This is a genomic window from Pseudoclavibacter sp. VKM Ac-2867 (genome assembly GCF_015351275.1).
Lineage (GTDB): Bacteria > Actinomycetota > Actinomycetes > Actinomycetales > Microbacteriaceae > Pseudoclavibacter.
The window spans coordinates 39,407-58,566 of the sequence record NZ_JADKSL010000013.1 but is presented as its reverse complement, the minus strand read 5'-3'; the positions used below and the strand labels follow the sequence as shown (position 1 = coordinate 58,566).

At 69.9% G+C, this 19,160-nt stretch carries 20 protein-coding genes; 15 read left to right on the top strand and 5 right to left on the bottom strand.

Annotation, left to right across the window (positions count from 1 at the left end; translation table 11 throughout):
• Positions 1 to 2 precede the first annotated feature (2 nt).
• From ITJ67_RS13275 to ITJ67_RS13265, 3 genes are all read left to right on the top strand, one after another.
• Positions 3 to 791, top strand: a complete 789-nt coding sequence (locus ITJ67_RS13275; protein ID WP_323741462.1) for a lysophospholipid acyltransferase family protein — start codon at positions 3 to 5, stop codon at positions 789 to 791.
• Positions 788 to 1,795, top strand: coding sequence for an NAD(P)H-dependent glycerol-3-phosphate dehydrogenase (locus ITJ67_RS13270; protein WP_160072551.1), 1,008 nt, complete (start codon positions 788 to 790; stop codon positions 1,793 to 1,795). The genes ITJ67_RS13275 and ITJ67_RS13270 overlap by 4 nt, the downstream gene beginning before the upstream one ends.
• Before the next feature lie 71 nt (positions 1,796 to 1,866).
• Positions 1,867 to 3,069 carry a D-alanine--D-alanine ligase family protein gene (locus ITJ67_RS13265; protein ID WP_160074224.1) on the top strand — a complete coding sequence of 401 codons (1,203 nt, stop codon included), beginning with the start codon at positions 1,867 to 1,869 and terminating at the stop codon, positions 3,067 to 3,069.
• Positions 3,070 to 3,117: 48 nt separating this feature from the next.
• Here the strand turns inward: ITJ67_RS13265 and ITJ67_RS13260 are convergent, their stop codons facing one another.
• Positions 3,118 to 3,609 carry a DUF3515 domain-containing protein gene (locus tag ITJ67_RS13260; RefSeq protein ID WP_160072549.1) on the bottom strand — a complete coding sequence of 164 codons (492 nt, stop codon included), beginning with the start codon at positions 3,607 to 3,609 and terminating at the stop codon, positions 3,118 to 3,120.
• Between the two features lie 24 nt (positions 3,610 to 3,633).
• Here ITJ67_RS13260 and thiL point away from each other — a divergent pair, with 24 nt between their 5' ends.
• Positions 3,634 to 4,767 (top strand): thiamine-phosphate kinase, encoded by a 1,134-nt coding sequence (gene thiL / locus ITJ67_RS13255; RefSeq protein ID WP_323741461.1) that lies wholly within the window; start codon positions 3,634 to 3,636, stop codon positions 4,765 to 4,767.
• Here the strand turns inward: thiL and rsmD are convergent.
• The gene (rsmD, locus tag ITJ67_RS13250; RefSeq protein WP_194677966.1) at positions 4,716 to 5,327 is read right to left on the bottom strand and encodes a 16S rRNA (guanine(966)-N(2))-methyltransferase RsmD; all 612 of its coding nucleotides are present in this window, start codon (positions 5,325 to 5,327) and stop codon (positions 4,716 to 4,718) included. The genes thiL and rsmD overlap by 52 nt on opposite strands.
• Positions 5,328 to 5,433: 106 nt before the next feature.
• Here rsmD and ITJ67_RS13245 point away from each other — a divergent pair, with 106 nt between their 5' ends.
• The 10 genes from ITJ67_RS13245 (at position 5,434) to mutM (ending at position 16,319) form a co-directional block, all read left to right on the top strand.
• Entirely contained in the window at positions 5,434 to 6,477 is a 1,044-nt protein-coding gene (locus tag ITJ67_RS13245; protein WP_104240614.1) for an AAA family ATPase, read from the top strand.
• 3 nt (positions 6,478 to 6,480) lie between these two features.
• Complete coding sequence (locus tag ITJ67_RS20290) at positions 6,481 to 7,803, top strand: DUF58 domain-containing protein (protein ID WP_160072545.1); 1,323 nt, start codon at positions 6,481 to 6,483, stop codon at positions 7,801 to 7,803.
• Positions 7,800 to 10,250, top strand: a complete 2,451-nt coding sequence (locus tag ITJ67_RS13235; protein WP_194677965.1) for a transglutaminaseTgpA domain-containing protein — start codon at positions 7,800 to 7,802, stop codon at positions 10,248 to 10,250. The genes ITJ67_RS20290 and ITJ67_RS13235 overlap by 4 nt, the downstream gene beginning before the upstream one ends.
• Complete coding sequence (locus ITJ67_RS13230; protein WP_194677964.1) at positions 10,250 to 12,400, top strand: ATP-dependent DNA helicase RecG; 2,151 nt, start codon at positions 10,250 to 10,252, stop codon at positions 12,398 to 12,400. Before ITJ67_RS13235 ends, ITJ67_RS13230 begins: the two co-directional genes overlap by 1 nt.
• A 49-nt stretch (positions 12,401 to 12,449) precedes the next feature.
• Entirely contained in the window at positions 12,450 to 13,181 is a 732-nt protein-coding gene (locus tag ITJ67_RS13225; protein ID WP_194677963.1) for a copper resistance CopC family protein, read from the top strand.
• Between the two features lie 99 nt (positions 13,182 to 13,280).
• A complete protein-coding gene (gene coaD / locus ITJ67_RS13220; RefSeq protein WP_104240619.1) occupies positions 13,281 to 13,781 on the top strand; it encodes a pantetheine-phosphate adenylyltransferase in 501 nt (166 codons plus the stop codon).
• Positions 13,782 to 13,824: 43 nt separating this feature from the next.
• Entirely contained in the window at positions 13,825 to 14,445 is a 621-nt protein-coding gene (locus ITJ67_RS13215; RefSeq protein WP_323741460.1) for a YceD family protein, read from the top strand.
• Positions 14,446 to 14,486: 41 nt separating this feature from the next.
• Positions 14,487 to 14,690 (top strand): 50S ribosomal protein L32, encoded by a 204-nt coding sequence (gene rpmF / locus ITJ67_RS13210; RefSeq protein WP_068484295.1) that lies wholly within the window; start codon positions 14,487 to 14,489, stop codon positions 14,688 to 14,690.
• 10 nt (positions 14,691 to 14,700) lie between these two features.
• On the top strand, positions 14,701 to 15,447 hold the full coding sequence (gene rnc / locus ITJ67_RS13205) for a ribonuclease III (protein WP_160072535.1): 747 nt from the start codon (positions 14,701 to 14,703) through the stop codon (positions 15,445 to 15,447).
• A 2-nt stretch (positions 15,448 to 15,449) separates the two neighbouring features.
• Entirely contained in the window at positions 15,450 to 16,319 is an 870-nt protein-coding gene (gene mutM, locus ITJ67_RS13200) for a bifunctional DNA-formamidopyrimidine glycosylase/DNA-(apurinic or apyrimidinic site) lyase (protein ID WP_160072533.1), read from the top strand.
• Positions 16,320 to 16,323: 4 nt separating this feature from the next.
• On the opposite strand, the gene ITJ67_RS13195 is transcribed toward mutM, so the two are convergent.
• From ITJ67_RS13195 to ITJ67_RS13185, 3 genes are read right to left on the bottom strand one after another with little or no spacing between them, the layout of a single operon-like run.
• The gene (locus tag ITJ67_RS13195) at positions 16,324 to 16,974 is read right to left on the bottom strand and encodes a LysE family translocator (RefSeq protein WP_194677962.1); all 651 of its coding nucleotides are present in this window, start codon (positions 16,972 to 16,974) and stop codon (positions 16,324 to 16,326) included.
• A gap of 42 nt (positions 16,975 to 17,016) precedes the next feature.
• Complete coding sequence (locus ITJ67_RS13190) at positions 17,017 to 17,838, bottom strand: helix-turn-helix domain-containing protein (RefSeq protein WP_194677961.1); 822 nt, start codon at positions 17,836 to 17,838, stop codon at positions 17,017 to 17,019.
• Positions 17,835 to 18,554: an MBL fold metallo-hydrolase gene (locus ITJ67_RS13185; protein WP_194677960.1), complete on the bottom strand. Its 720-nt coding sequence runs from the start codon at positions 18,552 to 18,554 to the stop codon at positions 17,835 to 17,837. The genes ITJ67_RS13190 and ITJ67_RS13185 overlap by 4 nt, the downstream gene beginning before the upstream one ends.
• A gap of 53 nt (positions 18,555 to 18,607) precedes the next feature.
• On the opposite strand from ITJ67_RS13185, the gene ITJ67_RS13180 reads away from it, so the two are divergent.
• Entirely contained in the window at positions 18,608 to 19,150 is a 543-nt protein-coding gene (locus ITJ67_RS13180; RefSeq protein WP_194677959.1) for a TetR/AcrR family transcriptional regulator, read from the top strand.
• Positions 19,151 to 19,160 lie beyond the last annotated feature (10 nt).

Sequence of the window (19,160 nt, the reverse complement as noted above, 5' to 3'; positions counted from 1 at the left end):
GAGTGTCGGCCGGGAAGCGCGGATCTCCTGAGAAGAGCAAGCCCTCGATCTTCTGGTTCCTCGCGGCGATCGCCTTTCCGCTGAGCTGGCCGATCATGCGCTGGGAGATCAAGGGCACGCTGCCGGAGCGGGGCGCGTTCATCGTCGCCCCGAACCACACCAGCGAGGTCGATCCGCTCATCATGGGGATGGCCGTGTGGAAGCTCGGCCGCGCGCCGCGCTTCATGGCCGCCGACCGGCTCTTCCGCGTCAAGGGACTCGGCTGGATCCTCCGCAAGAGCGGGCAGATCCCCGTCTCGCGCGACGCGCGCGGCGCCAACCAGGCCGCGATCGCGTCCGCCCAGCAGCTCGCGAGGCTCGGACAGGGGGTCATCATCTACCCGGAGGGCACCCTCACCCGCGAGCCGAACCTGTGGCCGATGCGCGGCAAGAACGGCGCGGCGAGGGTCGCGCTCAGCGCCGACATCCCCGTCTACCCGACCGCGATCTGGGGTGCGCAGAACATCCTGCCCCGGTACTCGAAGAAGCCGACGCTCCGGTGGCGAACCAAGATCACGGTGCACGTCGGGGAACCGGTGAGTCTCACGGAGTTCACCGGGCGGATGCACAGCGCAAGCGCCATGAAGGGCGCCACGGAGCTCGTCATGCACGACGTGACCCGCCTCCTCGAGGGCATCCGCGGTGAGCAGGCTCCGGCCGAGCTCTACGACCCCGCCAAGCACGGCCAGAGCGAGCACGGCAAGTTCCCCCAGGACCGGGGCGGATCGTCCCGAGAGGCGGGGGGAGCGTGAGCTCCGCGCAGCGTGCCGTCGTCCTCGGCAGCGGCAGCTGGGGCACGACGTTCGCGAAGGTGCTCGCGGATGCGGGCCACGACGTGACCATCTGGGCGCGCCGCCCCGAGGTCGCGAACGAGATCAACGAGTCGCACCGGAACACGGGCTACCTCCCCGGCATCGACCTCCCGAGGAACCTGCACGCGACACCCGACCTGGTCGAGGCGGTCCGCGGGCAGCAGTTCGTCTTCGTGTCGGTGCCGGCGCAGACCGCCCGTGAGCTCTCCGCACAGCTGGCCCCCCTCATCGAGGGCGACGCGGTCGTCGTGAGCCTCATGAAGGGCGTCGAGCGGGCGAGTGGGCTGCGCATGAGCGAGGTGCTCGAGGGTGTCCTGCAGCTCCCGGCCGAGCGGGTGGCTGTCGCGAGCGGCCCCAACATCGCGCTCGAGATCGCGAAGGAGCAGCCCACGGCGATCGTCGTGGCATCCGCGAGCGAGGCCACAGCCGTCAGTGTCGCAAAGCTCGCGCGCAACGACTACCTCCGGTCGTTCGTGAACGTGGATGTCATCGGCACCGAGTTCGGCGGAGTCCTCAAGAACCTCATCGCCATCGCCGTCGGCATCGTCGACGGCGTCGGCTACGGCGAGAACACGAAGGCGTCCGTCATGACGCGCGGGCTCGCCGAGATCTCCGACTTCGCCGTCGCGATGGGTGCGCAGGCGTCCACCATGATCGGGTTGGCGGGCCTGGGAGACCTCATCGCGACCTGCGAGTCGCCCCTCTCGCGCAACTTCACGGCAGGGCGCCTCCTCGGGCAGGGCTACGTCTACGACGACGTCGTCGCCCAGATGCAGCAGACCGCCGAGGGGCTCCGCTCCGTGGGCGCGATCCTCGAGCTGGCCGAGCGCCACGGCGTGGAGATGCCCATCGCGAAGCAGATCGACGACGTGCTGCACGGCCGGATGAGCCCCGCGGACCTCGCCCCCCACCTCGCGACCGACGAGGGTCCGAGCGGCGAGTAGCGCCCGGTGCCGCTCGGGCGACCCCGTACCCTTGTGCGGTGAGCGAAGAGTCGCTCGTGGAAGGAAACCTCATGTCGACAGCTCAGCTGAACGCCTCCGCCAGCTCAACCGCCGCTGAAGATGCGCGGCCGCTCATCGCCGTCGTCTTCGGCGGCCGTTCGAGCGAGCACGCCATCTCGTGCGCGACGGCGAGCGGTGTCCTCGGAGCCATCGACCGTGAGAAGTACCGCGTGCTGCCCATCGGCATCACGCGCGACGGCGCCTGGGTGCTCGAGGACGACGACGCAGACAAGTTCGCGCTCGACCCCGAGAACCTGCCGGAGGTCGTCGACAACGGCACACGCATCCACCTGCCAGATTCGGCCAAGCACCGGGAGGTGACGGTCTCGCGCGTCGAGGGCGACGCCCACGGCGCCGAAGCGGGAGCCGAGCGAACCGAGCGCACGTCGCTCGGCGAGGTCGACCTGGTGTTCCCGATCCTCCACGGCCCCTTCGGCGAGGACGGCACCGTGCAGGGCATGCTCGAGCTCGTCGGACTGCCGTTCGTCGGCTCGTCGGTGCTCGCCGCGAGCGTCGGCATGGACAAGCACTACACGAAGATCGTGCTCAGGGACGCGGGCCTGCAGGTCGCTGACGGCGTCACGATCTCGCAGCACCAGTGGGACACGCGGGGTGCGTCGCTGGCCTCAGAGGCCGTCGACCGGCTCGGGCTGCCGGTGTTCGTCAAGCCCGCCCGCGCGGGCTCGAGCGTCGGCGTCAGCAAGGTCGCCGTGCTCGACGAGTTCGCAGCCGCCATGACGACGGCCCTCGCGGAGGACGACCACGTGCTCGTCGAGGCAGCGGTCGTGGGCCGCGAGGTCGAGATCGCCGTGCTCGAGTCGCGGCCGGGAGAGCGGGCTCGCGCCTCGGTCGCCGGCGAGATCGTCATGACGAAGGCGGAGTTCTACGACTTCGAGGCGAAGTACCTCGATGACTCCGGGGTCGAGCTGCGGTGCCCCGCCGAGCTGAGCGACGAGCTGCTCGCGGAGATGGCGGAGCTCGGCGTACGTGCCTTCGAGGCGCTCGGCGCCTCCGGCCTGGCCCGCGTCGACTTCTTCCTGACGGACGACGGGTTCGTCGTCAACGAGATCAACACCATGCCGGGATTCACGCCCATCTCGATGTTCCCGAAGTGCTGGCAGGCGAGCGGCATGAGCTACCCGCAGCTCATCACCGAGCTCATCGAGGTCGCGAGCGCCCACGCAGCCGCGCGCGAGGCGCGCCTCACGCGCTAGGGGTCCCGCGGTGTGGCAGCTCGCCCTGCGGCGCCCTCCGGGGTGGCGCTAGCCGAGGACGTCGTCGGCGCCGACGCAGGCACCGGTCTTCGGCAGCTTGGAGACGGCATCGTCGAGGTCGACGAGCACGGTGGTGCCTGATGCGACGTCGGAATCGACGACGACCTCCACAGCTGGCGTGCGCCCGTAGCTCGTGAAGCGGTACGTGGGCGCCTGGCTGTCGTCGACGATCCAGTCGATGCCGCTCAGGCTGACGCACTGCTCGGAGGTCGGCCCCGGCGTCGGGACCCCGCAGCGGAGCAGCACACCGGCCGGGCTGCCCCAGGCCCCCGTCGCCTGCGCGTTGGTGAGGCGAAGCTCGAGCCCGTCGACCGTCGAGGGCAGGCGGACCGAGACTTCGGCGCACTCCGGGGCGGCCGCGTCAGGAGCCGGTTCCATGGGAACGCTCGCGCTGTTGCAGGCGGTGAGCAGGACGACGGATGCGGCGGTCGCGATCACGGCGGAGCCGATGCGCGAGGCGGAGCGGAAGGTTCGAGACATTTGCTCCCAGGCTATCGTGAGCGGGTGCCTGCTCTTCCCGACGACGCCATCCGCCGAACCCCCGCTGACGTGCTCACGGTCGGCGCGTGCGGCGAGGCCGATCTGCTCCAGCGCATCCTCGCGCGGGTCCCAGCCGCCGATGAGGCGGTGCTCGGGGCCGGCGATGACGCCGCGGTGCTGACGGCGGGCGATGGGCGGCTCGTCATCACGACGGATCTCATGATCGAGGGCCCCGACTTCCGCTCGGCCTGGTCGATGGCTCGCGACGTCGCACGCAAGGCGTGCGCATCCAACCTCGCGGATGTCGCCGCGATGGGCGCCGCCCCGACGGCGATCACGGTGGCGCTCGCATTGCCCTCTTCGACTCCGGTCTCCTGGGTCGAGGAGCTCGCGGACGGGTTCGCGGCCGCGCTTGCCGACATGGCTCCTGGGTGCGGCGTGGTCGGCGGTGACCTGTCGACGAGCGAGCAGCTGACGATCGCGATCACCGCCTTCGGCGACCTGCGCGGGGGAGACCCGGTGCGGCGATCCGGAGCCCAGCCGGGCGACGTGCTGGCGCTCAGCGGCCCGGCGGGGCGCAGCGGTGCTGGCCTCTCGCTGCTCTACTCCCTCGCGAGGGATGCGCGCGGGGAGGCGCTCGCCGAGGGAATCGAGGCCCTGCGGTCGCGCGGCGACGCCGTGCGCTCAGTCGTCGACTGGCACCTCGCGCCGACGATCAACGCCTCCCTCGGCCTCGCGGCGAGAGCTGCCGGGGCGACGGCCATGATGGATGTGTCCGACGGCCTGCTCCTCGACGCCTCGCGCCTGGCGAGGGCCAGCGGCGTCCGGGTCGAGGTCGAGACATCGTCCCTCGCCGTCGACATCGCCGCGGTCGAGGCGGCGCTGCGAGCCGCCCTGCCCGGGGTCGAGGCCGGCGAGCTGCACGCACGAGCCGTTGACCTCGTGGTGGTCGGCGGGGAGGATCACGGCCTGCTCACCACCTTTCCGGCTGGGACGACGCTGCCGGAAGGGTTCAGGGCCATCGGCCGCGTGCATCCGCACGACGACGGGCCGGTTCCCCCCGTGCTCGTCGACGGCGCTGGCCGGCCCGCTTGCGGCTGGGACCCCTACGCCTGGGACTTCTCGGCCCCTGGCTCGTCGACGGGGCTCACCTCGTAGCTGAAGACGATGGTCTCGCCGTAGGACTTCCGGCGCAGCAGCTCGAAGGACTCGGGCACCGTGGGGGCTGGGGAGCGCGACCCCCGCTCGACGATGACGACGGCCTCAGGTGCCAGGTGCGGCACCAGGGCCTCGAGCGCCCCGGTGAGCTCCGCTTCGCCGAGCTCGTATGGCGGGTCGACGAAGGCGAGCTCGAAGAGCTGACCAGGGGTCGTCCGCAGGAAGCTGTCGACGGAGTTCTGCGCGACGCGGGAGGCGACGGCCCGGCGACCCCGCTCGCGGGTCACGCGCGCCAGAAGCTCAGCGTTGGCGCGCAGCACGTTGGCGGCCGACTTGGACTGCTCGACAAGCACGGCGCTGGATGCGCCCCGACTGAGCGCCTCGAACGCGAGCGCACCCGAGCCCGCGTAGAGGTCGAGCACAGCGGCGCCGCCCAGGTCGAGCAGCGATTCGAGCGAGGAGAACATGGCCTCGCGGACTCGGTCGCTCGTCGGACGTGTGCCGCTCTTCGGGACGGCGAGCGAGTGGCCCTTGGCGGCTCCGGCGATGATGCGTGTCACGCTGCGATCGTAGCCGCGACCGCGTCGGCCCATCCACTGCGCACAGAAGCTGGCCGAACTTGTCGGGGGTGCGTGGAATGATGGGCACTTGAATTCGGAGGTGGCCATGGAATACGGCAACGGCGCGGAAACCGCGGCGGCGAGGGCTCTGCCCGCAGAGCCAGCTGGGCGCGAGCGCGCATCGAGCACGGCGGTCGCACTGCAGGACGGCGCGCGGCAGATCCGCGAGAGCGTCGCATCGGTCATCTCAGGAAAAGACGAGCAGGTGCACCTCGCGGTCGTCGTGCTCCTCGCCGGCGGTCACCTCCTGGTGGAGGACGTCCCCGGGGTTGGCAAGACGGTCCTCGCCAAGACGCTGGCGGCGGCCATGGACTCGAGTGTGAGCCGCATCCAGTTCACTCCGGACCTGCTGCCCTCGGATGTCACGGGCGTCGCGATCTACGACCAGGTCGAGCGGCGCTTCGAGTTCCAGCAGGGCCCGGTGTTCGCGAACGTCGTCATCGGCGATGAGATCAACCGCGCCTCTCCGAAGACGCAGTCGGCGCTGCTGGAGTGCATGGAGGAGGGGCAGGTCACGGTCGATGGCGTCACGCACCGGCTGCCAGTGCCCTTCACCGTCTTCGCGACCCAGAACCCCTCCGAGATGGAGGGCACGTACGCGCTGCCGGAGGCGCAGCGCGACCGCTTCATGGCGCGCATGTCGATGGGATACCCCGAGCGCGACGACGAGCTCGCGATGGTCGATCGGCGCGACTCGAGCGACCCCTTGTCGAGCGTCCGTGCCTCGCTCTCCGCGAGTGACGTCTCCAGCATGATCGAGCAGACCTCGCGCATCTACGTCGCGCCTGCCATCAAGCAGTACATCGTCGATCTCGCCCGTGCCACCCGCGAGCACGCCGACGTCCGTGTCGGTGTGAGCCCGCGCGCGACCCTGCACCTCGTGCGCGCCTCGAGGGCGGCCGCCGCGGTCGCCGGTCGCGACTTCGTGGTGCCGGACGACGTCTCCAAGCTCGTCGGCCCGGTCTTCGCGCACCGGCTCGTGCTCAGCGCCCGCGGCTCTCGGGGAACGGCGGCGTCGGCGTCTGCCGCCCGCATCATCGACCAGATCTGCCAGCAGATCGCCGTCCCAACGAGCGCGGCGACCGCGTAGCGCGTGGCGACGAGGCGCATCGAGAGGCGGCTGCGACCCACCAGCCGAGCCATCGGCCTGGTGGTGGTCGGCGTGCTGCTGGCCGCAGCCGCCGTGGTGTTCGGCCGGGGCGAGCTGCTTGCGCTCGGCGGGTTCCTCGTCGCCCTGCCGCTCGTCGCCTTCGTGCTGCGCCTCATCTGGCGACCTCGGCTCGAGGCTGTGCGCACGATCTACCCGACCACGCTTGCCGTTGGCGACCGGATGCGGGTCGTGACCGAGGTGCGCAACCGTTCGCTCATCGCGCTCGAGCCCAGCTCCTACCTCGATCTCCTGCCCGGTGCGGAGCCATCCAGCATCGGCGGGGTGCTGCCCGCTATCGGCTCGCGACTCAACCGCAACGAGGACAAGCGCCGACGTCGTGTCGCCTACGGTGTCGACTCGATGCGCCGCGGCGTCCACGAGGTCGGCCCGCTCTTCTTCGACAACGCCGACGGCCTCGGTCTGACGAGGCGAGTCCTCAAGATCGGCGAGGCCACCGAGGTCGAGGTGTGGCCCCGGGTGGCAGAGCTGCCCGCCATGTCCGTGCCAAGCGGCAAGAGCGGGGGCGAAGTCGAGGCCGGAGTCGCACAATCCGGGGACTCCGACGACGTCCTCACCCGCGACTACCGTCGCGGCGACCCGCTCAGGCGCATCCACTGGCGTGCAACGGCGCATGCGGGTGAACTGCGCGTGCGACAGGAAGAGCACCACGCAGAAGACACCTCGGTGGTCATCCTCGACACGAGCGGGACGGCCGCCGCTGAGGAGCCGAAGGCACCGCTGACCCTCGTCGACCTCATGAACGAGCAGGCAGCACCCGCGCATGCCATCGACGCGGAGTTCGAGCTCGCCGTCTCGCTTGCCGCCTCCGTGCTCGCTCGCTTCCATCGCTTCGGCTATGAGACCGAGCTGTTCGAGACGCACGCGGGCCTTGACGGCGACACGGAGAGCACGCGCACCCCCTCCGAGGAAGCGCTCGAGTCGGTCATGCGCAGGCTCATGCTGACGCAGCCCGACTCGACAGCGGGGGAGCGGCGAGAGGCCTGCGCCGAGGTCGTCGACGACATCTCCCGCGTGGCGCGTACGCCGGTCGTGTACGTGCACCGGAACCTGGCCGGTGACGGGCTGACCGCGATCCGCTCGCTGTCGGCCATGGCCGCCCCGGCCCTCGCGCTCATCGTCTCCGCGAAGCCGGTACCGCGTGCCACCCTGACGTCGTTCACCGATGCCGGCTGGAACGTCGCCGTCTACTCGCCCGCCAGAGCCAAGCCCTTCACGCCGCTGCTCGAACTGGAGGCCACCGCATGAGCTCGCAAGCGACCACGACCGCGCAGATGCGTCGTCGGCAGGGCTGGAAGGGGACTCCGGGAGCCAACGGCTCCTGGGTCGTCACCGTCTCCCTCGCGGTCCTGATCTTCAGTGCGACGAACCTCCTCTGGCCGATCTTCGACACGAACACGTGGTCGGCGAAGGCGATCGTGCTCGTCACGATCATGCTCGGGGTCGCCGCCCTCGTGCGCACCTTCACGGGCTCGCAGCTGTGGGCGCTCGTCGCCTCGATAGTGGGCGGCGCGGTTGTCCTCGTCGGCTTCACCGGGCGGGGCTCGCCGCGTGCCACGGTCGAGGGCTGGGGGGTTCTCGCCGAGCAGCTCGTCGAGCAGCTGCGCTCGGACGCCGCCCCGCTCCGCGAGACCGAGGCGATGACCATGCTCGTGCTCATCGGCGTCGCCGTGATCGTCGTGCTCTGCGACTTCTTCGTGTTCGGCATCAGGGGCCGCTCGCTCGCGACGCTGCCCCTGCTTGCCTTCCCCCTGATCCCGATGGCGCTCGGCATCGATGCCTTCAACGGCTGGTCGTACGTCTTCGCGGCACTGGCCCTCGCGGTGTTCCTCTACGCCGTCTCGAGCTGGCACCAGCGTGTGCACGACGAGGAGCTCTCCTACCAGGGGTTCCTGGTCGACAGCCGGGGCATGGCCGGCCTCGGCGGGGCCCTTGCGGTCACCGCCGTCTCGCTCGTCGCCGTGCTCGTGGCCTCCACGGTCGTTCCAGCGCCGACCGGCATCGATGCCATCCGGCAGACGTCGACCTCTGGCCTGTCCACCAACCGCGCGAATCCCATCATCGACCTGGGTGAGGACCTGCGGCGCAACAACCCGGTCGAGGTGCTGCGCTACGCCACGACCACCGACCAGGGCTCGCTCCCGTACCTCACGCTCCAGACCCTCAGCGACCTCAGCGGCGAGGACGACTGGATGCCCGGCGACTTCGACGGCAACCTGAGCGTCGACGGCGGTGACCTGCCGCTGCCCGCCGGTGTCTCGGCCGGGGCTGAGTCGAGCGAGTTCACCACTCGCATCGTCCTCAACGACGGCGTCAGCTCCTTCCTCCCGCGCCCGGGGTTCGCGGCCAACATCATCGACCTGCAGGGAGATTTCCTCCTCGACGAGCAGACGGGCGACGTCCGCAGCGCCGGTGACGAGGCACTCGCGCAGAACTACGAGATCCAGACCGTGGTGCCGACCCCAAGCTTCGAGGCCATCTCACAGCTCGACGCCGAGGTGCCGGCGGGTCTCGAGGCCCTCACGCAGGTGCCGGAGGGGCCGAGCACCGACCGCATCCGCGACGTGGTCGGCGAGATCGTCGACGAGGACGCGCCCGCCGGTACACAGGCCCTGCAGCTCCAGTCGTTCTTCGCCGACGGGTTCGCCTACTCCGAGACAGCGCCTGTTCAGCAGGGGTACGACGGCACGAGCCTCGACGTCATCGCGCAGTTCCTGGAAGCGCGCGCCGGCTACTGCGTGCACTACGCATCGTCGATGGCCGTCATGGCGCGCATGATCGGCATCCCGTCCCGGATCGGGGTCGGCTTCACGCCCGGCTCCGCCGGAGAGCTCAACGCGGAGGGCCAGCCCGTCTACACCGTGACGAGCAACCAGCTCCACGCGTGGGCCGAGCTCTACCTGCCCGGCCACGGCTGGGTCATGTTCGAGACGACGCCGGCCGGCGCGCTCGGCAACCTCGTCGCACCCGGCCCCGGCGAGACGACGGCACCGACGATGACGCCAGAGGTCGCCCCATCGGCCTCGCCGTCGCCCGTCGAGACCGAGAGCACCGCCGCGCCGACCGTGCCGCCTGAGACCGAGACGCCGACCCCGACCCCGACACAGGGCGCCGAAGGGGCAGGCGAGCAGGATGGCGAGAGCGGAGCCGTCGACCTCACGGCCCTCTTCGTCACCCTCGCCGTCGTGGGCGGCGTGCTCGCCCTCGTCGCGCTCCTGCTCATCCCCGCCTTCCTGCGGGGCGCCAGGCGCCGCGCGCGTCGCGTCGCGGTACTGGCAGGCTCGCCGCCTCAGCATCCGAGTCCCGGCAACGCCGCCTGGCAGGAGGTGTCAGAGAGCGCCGTCGACTACGGGGTGCCGCTCGGCACCGGCCTCACGCCAGCAGCCGTCGTCGTGGCCATCGCCGCCGGCTTCGAAGCGCCCGAGCGCGCGACGGGCGACGGCGCCAGCGCCGCGGTCCCCGCCGCCACCGCCCAACGCGTCGCTGACGCGCGAAGCGCCCTCGAGCGCCTCCGGATCGAGCACGAGCACGCAGCGTTCTCGGACCCCGGTGCGTCGCACGTGCTGAGCCAGCACGAGCGGGAAGGCGTCTGGAACGACGTCCTCCTGGTTCGCTCCGCGCTTCGCGCATCCGCCTCGTCCGCAGCGCGACGCCGGGCGGTGCTCGCGCCAGCATCCCTGTCAGGAAGGCGCTGATGGAGGACATCGGTCTCGATACGCCGCTCGAGGACGTCCTCGGCAAGCGCGACGCGCAGCAGCTCGCGAAGCAGCTCGACGTGACCACCGTCGCGGGCATGCTCGAGCACTACCCTCGCCGCTACGCACGTCGAGGCGAGATGACCGCCATCGAGTCGCTGCCGCTCGGCGAGCACGTCACGCTCGTCGCACGGGTGCTGCGCGTCAACGAGCGACAGATGCGCGCACGACGAGGGTCGATCGTCGAAGTGGAGATCACCGACGAGAAGGGCATCGTCTCGCTGACGTTCTTCAACCAGAGCTGGCGTGCCAAGCAGCTGCAGCCGGGAGTGACCGGCATCTTCTCTGGCAAGGCATCCGCGTACCGGGGAGCCATCCAGCTCGCCCACCCCGAGTACGAGCTCTTCGAGAACGCGCCCCTCGAGGCCCTCTCGGAACGACGCGACCAGTGGCTCAAGGAGCCCATTCCGATCTACCCGGCCACCGCCAATCTGCCGACCTGGAAGGTTGCGGCGGCCGTCCAGGCGGTTCTCGACGCCGTGCCGTTCCTCCGCGACCCCGTGCCGGTGGAGACGCGCGCCATGTTCGGGATGTACAGCTACGACGAGGCGATGCGCGCCATCCACCAGCCCGAGACATTCAAGCTGCTCGAGCGGGCGCGGGAATCGCTGCGCTTCACCGAGGCGTACGTCCTCCAGGCGGCGCTGCTCCAGCGCCGGGCGATCTCCGAGCTCGTCGCGGCGAGAGCGAGAACCGACACGGTCGGGCCGATGCTCGAGGCCTTCGACCGACTCGTGCCGTTCGAGCTCACGCCCGACCAGAAGACGGTCGGGCGGCAGATCGCGAAGGACCTCGCCCGCGGCGTGCCCATGCACCGTCTCGTCCAGGGCGAGGTCGGCTCCGGCAAGACCCTCGTGGCCCTGCGCGCCATGCTGCAGGTCGCCGACGCGGGCGGGCAGTCGGCCATGCTCGCGCCGACCGAGGTCCTCGCCTCCCAGCACCACCGATCGATCATCGACTCCCTTGGTCCGGAGCTCTCCGCGAAGCTCATGCCGACCCTCATCACCGGCAGCATGACGAAGACGGAGCGCAAGCGCGCCGCGCTGCGCGTCGTCGCCGGCGAGGCGAAGATCGTGGTGGGCACCCACGCGCTTCTGAGCGACGACGTGATGTTCGACGACCTCGGCCTCGTGATCGTCGACGAGCAGCACCGCTTCGGGGTGGAGCAGCGCGAGTCGCTGCGCGCGAAGGGCGCCCAGCCTCCGCACCTGCTGGTTCTGACGGCCACTCCCATTCCGCGCACGGTCGCCATGACGGTCTTCGGCGACCTCGATATCTCGAGCATCGTGACCATGCCGAAGGGGCGGCAGAAGATCGAGACGTTCGTCGTCGCCACTCGCGAGCATCCGCACTGGCTGGAGCGTGCCTGGCAGCGCGTCGCCGAGGAAGTCGACCGCGGGCGGCAGGCGTTTGTCGTGTGCCCCGCCATCGAGCCCGCCGAGCCCACAGAGCCGGTCGATGGCGAGGAGTCGGCCCAGCCCGTGACCGCCGTGATGGAGCTCGCCCCGACGCTCGCCGTGCATCCCCTCTTCGCGGGCAAGCGCGTCGCCGCCGTGCACGGGGCGATGCCGAGCGACGAGAAGGATGCCGCCATGCGGGCCTTCGCCGACGGCAAGATCGATGTGCTGGTTGCGACGACCGTCATCGAGGTCGGCGTCAACGTGCCGAACGCCTCGGTCATGATCGTCATGGATGCCGACCGATTCGGGGTCTCCCAGCTCCACCAGCTGCGGGGCCGCGTCGGACGAGGAGAGCACGCAGGCCTCTGCCTGCTCGTCTCGAACACCGAGGAGGAGTCCACCGCTCGGGAGCGGATCAACGCGGTCGCCGAGACGCTCGACGGGTTCGAGCTCGCCGAGCGCGACCTCGAGCTGCGACGCGAGGGCGACGTGCTCGGCACGGCGCAGTCGGGGGGACGCACGTCCCTCAAGCTGCTGCGCGTCATCGAGGACACCGAGCTGATCCGCTCCGCCAGGGACGAGGCGGCGCTGCTCATCAACGACGACTGGAGCCTCAAGCGGTGGCCTGACCTCAAGGCGGCCATCGGCCGGCACAGCTTCGAGGAGCGGGAGTTCCTCGGCAAGTCCTGACGGCTCCAGTGCCTCGGTCGGCGAGCATCCCCTGGCCTACGATGGGCGGGTGACCTCTTCCTCCTCCGCACACGCGCTCCGCATCGCCTCCCGCCTCATGCTGGCCGCCATGCTGGCGTTCCTGGCCCTCGCGCTCGGCCTCGGCTCGCAGTTCGCTTCCGCGCACGACCAGCTGATCGAGTCGAGCCCGGCCGCCGACGAGTCGGTCGATGTGGCTCCGGAGAGCGCCACCATGACGTTCTCCGCGGAGGTGCAGTCGGAAGGCACGCTCGGCCCGCAGGTCGAGCTGTTCGCGGTGACCGCCGTGGAGCAGACGGCCCTCGAGCTGGAGTCGGCGGCCACGGCCGACGGCTCGGTCGTGACGCAGGCGCTCCCGCAGCTCGCGGCGGGGGAATACGCCCTGAACTGGCAGGTCGTCTCCTCTGACGGCCACCCGATCTCCGGCACGATCCCGTTCACGGTGTCCGTCGGCGTGGCGCCGGCTGAGGACGCCGCGCCGTCAGCATCCGCCTCCGCCGGTTTCGGTGCCGCCGAGAACACGGAGGGTGCCGCGATCACGAACAGCGACGCGGGAACGTCGGACGAGGCGTCCCAGTCGACCGCCGCAGCCTCTGGGATCCCGCCGTGGGCCTGGGTGCTCATGGGGCTCGCCGGTGTGGCCGTGGTGTTCGTCTCGTTCATCCTCTTCCGGCGCAAGGCCGCGGACCTCGAGGCGAGCAGCACGCCGAAGCCCGAGGAGCCGCTGGCCGATGGAGACGACGACACGCCCACCCGCGTCTAGCTCGTATCCGACCCTGTCACGCCTGCTCCCCTCGTCCTGATCACGCGATGAGGGCTCCGTGCGCGCGACGTGCAGGGAGCGCCCCGTAGTCTTGTCGCCATGAGCAGAATCGCTGTCGTTCCCGGCTCGTTCGATCCGGTTACCCTTGGCCACCTCGATGTCATCCAGCGTGCCGCCACGGTCTTCGAGGAAGTGCACGTCGTGGTTGTGCACAATCCCGACAAGCACGCGCTCCTGCCCATCTCGCGCCGCGTGGAGCTCATCGAGCAGGCAGTGTCGGCGACCGGCATCCGCGGCAACGTCCGCGTCGCGTCGTGGAGCGTGGGCCTGCTCGTCGACTACTGCACCGATGTCGGCGCGAAGGTCATCGTGAAGGGCATCCGGTCGCAGGCCGATGTGACCTACGAGACGCCGATGGCGATCGTGAATCGCAACCTCGCTCGAGTCGAGACGATGTTCATGCTGCCCGACCCGAGCCACGCGCACGTCTCGAGCTCGCTGGTGCGCCAGGTCGCCTCGCTCGGCGGAGACGTCTCGCCGTATGTGCCTCGTGTCGTCTACGAGTACCTGCAGGGCGACACCGACACCTCCATCGAGTAGGTGGCTCGGGATACACTCCGCGACGAGGGCGTACAATCTCCCGGTGACTTCCTCTCCGTACTTCGTGAACATTGCGACCGTCGTGGGCAAGCCCGGCACGATGCGCGAGCTCGAACTCGACTTCGATGCGCCTGAGCGCATCGGCGAGGGGCTCGGCTACATCGAGAAGGGCACGCCGGTCGAACTCGACGTTCGCCTCGAGGTGCTGCACGACGGCATCCTCGCGACGGTCGGCCTCGAATCGAGGATGGTCGGGGAGTGCAGCAGGTGCCTGACACCGCTGGACGAGCCGCTCCGGGTCGATTTCGCAGAGCTTTTCGCGTATGCTCGCGACGAAGCCCTCGAGTACGAGGTTCACGACGACATTGTCGACCTTGAACCGCCCGTTCGCGATGCGGTAGTGCTCGCACTGCCATTCCAGCCGGTTTGTCGGCCGGACTGCCTCGGCCTAGATCCTGAAACCGGCGAGAAGCTGGTGGAGCCGCTCGAAGAGCAGGCACCAGCGGTTGACCCGCGTTGGGCGGCGTTGGCAGGGTTTGACGCTTCAACAGAAGCACCCGAGGAACCAGCTACGGGTTCCGAGGAAGCCGCGGGTCCTCGTGAAACAGTTTCTCCTGAGGATGCGCGCAACCATGATTACAAGGGGGAGCCGGGCCAGCACTGAGCCCGCCTCCCTGCACGATGAAAGATGAAAGGTAGACGCCGATGGCTCTCCCCAAGCGCAAGATGAGCCGCTCGAACACGCGTTCGCGCCGTTCGCAGTGGAAGGCCTCCGTGCCGACCCTCGTCAAGACCGTCGAGAACGGCAAGGTCACCTACAGCCTCCCGCACCGCGCGAAGGTTGTCGAGGACGCAGCCGGCACTCCGCTGTTCTTCGAGTACAAGGGCCGCAAGGTCGCAGACGTCTGATCCTCGCGTCATGCACGACGTGAAGATCATCGACCCCGACGCCGCACCGTCAGCTGAGCTGGCACGCGGCCTCGGGGTCGACTTCGTTCCCTCGCTTCTCGAGCTCGCGTTGACCCACAGGTCGTACGCGGTCGAGAACGGCGGCATCCCCGACAATCAGCGCCTCGAGTTCCTCGGCGACTCGATCCTCGGACAGGCCGTCACGGTCATGCTGTACCGGACGTACCCCGACTACTCGGAGGGGCAGCTGTCGCGTCTGCGCGCATCCCTGGTCTCGACGGTGGCGTTGGCGGAGATTGCGCGGGGCCTCGGCCTCGGCGCCTACCTGCACCTCGGTCGCGGCGAGCACCTCACGGGCGGCAACAAGAAGGATTCAGTCCTGGCCGACACGGTGGAGGCGGTCATCGGTGCCGCGTACCTCTCGGCTGGGGTCGAGGTCGCGACCGAGCTCGTCCTGCGCCTCGTCGAGCCGAAGCTGGCTGTGGTGTGGCGTCTCGGGGCCGAGCAGGACCCGAAGACCGCGCTGCAGGAGCTCGCAGACACGCAGGGCGCCGAGCCGCCGCGCTACGAGGTGGAGGGGTCCGGCCTCGAGCACGACCGCAGCTTCACGGCGACGGTCACGGTGCTGAAGAAGAAGCGCATCCTCGCGCAGGCGCAGGGCGTGGGCACGAGCAAGAAGCAGGCGGAGGTCGCTGGCGCGCTTGCCGCGTGGCATCAGCTGAACGATGGCGGCGACGGCGCCCCCGCGGGCTCCTAGCCGTGCCGGAGCTGCCTGAAGTCGAGGTCGTGCGCCTCGGTCTCGAACCCGCGGTCACGGGTGCCGTCGTGTCTGCCGTCGAGGTGCTCGACGAGCGCTCGCTGCGTCGACATGCTGGCGACTCGGCCGAGTTCGTCGGCGCGCTCGAAGGGGCGAGGATCTCGAGCGTGTCGCGGCGCGGGAAGTTCCTGTGGCTGCCGCTCGCGGGCCGCGAGGAGGCGCTGACGGCGCACCTCGGCATGAGCGGTCAGATGCTGCTCCGCACCTCGGATGCGCCCGACGACCGGCACCTGCGAGCGCGCATCCGCGTCGACGGTCCCGCTGGCGATCTTGTCGTGGCCTTCGCCGACCAGCGCGTCTTCGGCTCACTGGCCGTCGACCGCCTCGTGCCGACGGCGGACGTCGAGGGTGAGCGTGTGCCGTCGCAGGTGGCGCACATCGCACGCGACCCGCTCGACCCGAACTTCGACGACGATGCGTGGGTGGCGGCGCTGCTGCGCCGCAAGACGGGCGTGAAGTCGGCGCTCCTCGACCAGACGCTCATCTCGGGCATCGGCAACATCTACGCCGACGAAGCGCTGTGGCGGGCGAGGCTGCACTACGGGCGCGTCACCTCAGGGCTGTCGCCGTCGAAAGCGAGGGAGCTGCTGCTGCACGTGCGCGAGGTGTTCGCGAAGGCGCTCGCCGAGGGTGGCACCTCCTTCGACGCGCAGTACGTGAACGTCAACGGGCAGGCCGGGTACTTTGCGCATTCGCTCAACGTGTACGGGCGCCAGGGGAAGCCGTGCCCGAGATGCGGGCGGCCGATCGTTCGCGAGAAGTTCCAGAACCGGGGCTCGCACTTCTGCGAGAAGTGCCAGCGCGAGCGGTGACGCCTCAGCCGGTGACGGCCCGTCCGGAGAGCTCCAGTCCCAAGGTCACGAGCATCGACAGGCCGAACACGGCGAGGAACACACCCGCCGCCTTCGAGAGCAGCGGGATGAACCTCGAGAGCTTCGCCAGCCCACGTCCGGAGCCGAGCACGATCGCGACGAAGAGGTCCCACGCGAGCACGACCAGGACCATCCACGCCCCGTAGAGCACGAGGGTCGCAGGGCGTGCGGACGCGAGCGCGGCGGCAAGGCTGACGTAGAAGAGCACGTTCTTCGGGTTCAGGAGCCCGGACGCGGCCCCCAGCCAGAGGTTGCGTGTCCACGAGGCGTTAGCGGGGCTCGCGCTCGGGCTCCGAGGCGTGCCCGCACCGAGCTCCGCGACGGGCGTGCTTCGAAGGAAGACCCACCCGACATAGGTGAGGAACGCGCCGCCGACCCCCTGCAGTGTCCAGAGGACTTCCGGCTGGGAGATGAGCGCAACGCCCGAGAAGGCCGCCCCGATGAGGGTGCTGTTGGCGGCAGCGATTCCGACGCAGACACCGCTGGCCACCTTCCATCCGTCGGCGAGGGTGCTGCGCACGATGAGGAAGAAGTCGACCCCCGGGATCAGGAGCGCGAGGAAGTGGGCGACGGCGACGGCGAGAAATTGATCCATGGGCTTCCTGGGGGAGTGAGCAGTACTCGCCCAGTGTGCGGATCAGGGGGTTGGCGGGTCTTGTATGAAATTGCGCCGACGGCGATAGGTGCCGGGCGAGGCGGCGACGTGGGCCCGGAAGACACGATGGAAGTGGCTCTGGTCGACGAAGCCGAGCGAGTGCGCGGTGTAGGCGATGCTCTCCCCGGCGCGCAGCATCCGCCGTGCTTGGAGGACGCGCGCGTTCTGGCGCCAGGCGAGCGGCGAGAGCCCGGTTGCCCGCTTCATCTCGCGGATGAACTGGAAGCGATCCATGCCGACGAGCTCGCCGAGCTCATCCAGTCGCGGGTTCGAGGCGTCGCCCTGGAGGCGCTCCATGGCGGGGGCCAGGGCGGTGAGCAGTTGCGGCTCCATGGTGCCAGCGATCACCAGCTCCGCATGGGTCCCATCCAGCTGGCGCAGCAGGGTGGAGAAGGTGGCGCGGAGCCGTGGGGCGGGATGGTCGGCGAAGATCGCGCTGAAGGCCTCGGCGACTGCCGCTCGCAGCAGGGGATCGCGGATGATGGTGATCGAGTCCGAGAGGGACGCCGCAGTCTCGGGCGGCACGAGCGAGGTCAGCCAGGCTTGGTCTGCGTGGATCATCTGGTATTGCCAGCGCCCGTCGAGCGGGTTGCAGGAGTGGACGCGACCGGCGGGGATGAGGATGACGTCGCCCGCGTCGAGCCGGACCGGCCCCGAGAGGAGGCCCGCGAATCTCGACGCCCCGGAGTCGATGAGTCCGATGGAGAACGAATCGTGGGTGTGCGCTCGATAGCAGGAGTTCTCCTGCGCGGAGCGTCGTGCCTCGAGGTGCGGGATCGAGGTGCTGTGCCCGAACTCGGTCATCGCCGGTGCATGGAGTCCGTGACCGCCGCGACCGCCGCCTCCACCCCTGAGCTCCAGGGCGCTCCGTGTCCTGGCAGCACCCACTTCGCCTTCGTGTCGACGATGGCGCGGAGCGACGTCATGGCCTGTGCTGGCTCGTCGGTGAACGGGGCCGCTTGTGGGCCCACCTGCCCGGTGAGCACGTGGCGGGTCGTGAGCGCATCCCCGACGAAGACGGCGTCGACAGCGGGGACGAAGACCGCGATGCTGCCCGGCGAGTGGCCGGGCATGCCGATGATCTGTGGCGAGCCCGGGAGGTCGAGCGTCGCTCCGTGCTGCACCTCGACGACCTCGGTGAGCCACGTGGTTCGCGCTCCGCCCTTGCGCAGCGTGTAGGCGGCGAAGGCGAGCAGGGGGCCGATCTTCATCGATTGCCTGGCGTTCGAGGGCTTCGGCCCGCCCTTCGCGCGGGCGGCGTCATCCGCATGCACGTAGACGGGAACGCCGTGGTCGCGTCGCAGCCGCTCGGCGAAGCCGACGTGATCGGAGTCGCCGTGGGTGAGGATCACGCCCTTGATGTCGTCGACCGAGCGTCCGATGGATGCGAGCTCGGCGACGAGCTCGCGCCAGTGGCCCGCGAGGCCGGCATCGATGACGGTCACGCCCTCCGGGGTGGTGACGAGGTAGGCCGCGACGATGTCGTTGCCGATGCGGTGGAGGGAAGCGTCGAGTCTCATGAAGGCTATGGTACGTAGCCATCATGGCTACTGTCAATAGCTATAGTGGGGGCATGCCTACTCCGGACAGGACCTCCCTCGACGCGATCGTGCTCGCCGCCCGCGACCTCCTGGAGAGCGAGGGGCTTCCGGGGCTGAGCATGCAGGCGGTCGCCGTCCGGGTGGGAGTCCGTGCACCGTCGCTTTACAAGCGGGTGGCGAATCGTGAGGAGCTCATCCAGCTCGTGGCCGAGGCGACCCTCGTCGAGCTCGGAGAGCGGCTGGACGCCGCGAGCGATCTCGAGCACCTCGCGGATGCGTTCCGGGCGTTCGGGCACGAGCGCCCGGCCGCGTTCCAGCTCGTGATGACACCGGGGGCCGGAACTCCCGCAGCACGGCCGGAATTCGGTGCAGACGCGAGCGCGAGCATCCTGCGCCTCGCGGGCGAGCTCGCTGGTGAGGAGCGAGCGCTCGAGGCGGCCCGCACCCTGACTGCGTGGGCAGCCGGCTTCGTCAGCATGGAGCTGAACCGAGGCTTCAACCTCGGCGGAGACATCGACGAGGCCTGGCGTTACGGACTCGCGGGCATCGTTCGCGCCATCAGCGCCCGCGGCTAGGGTCGTTGTC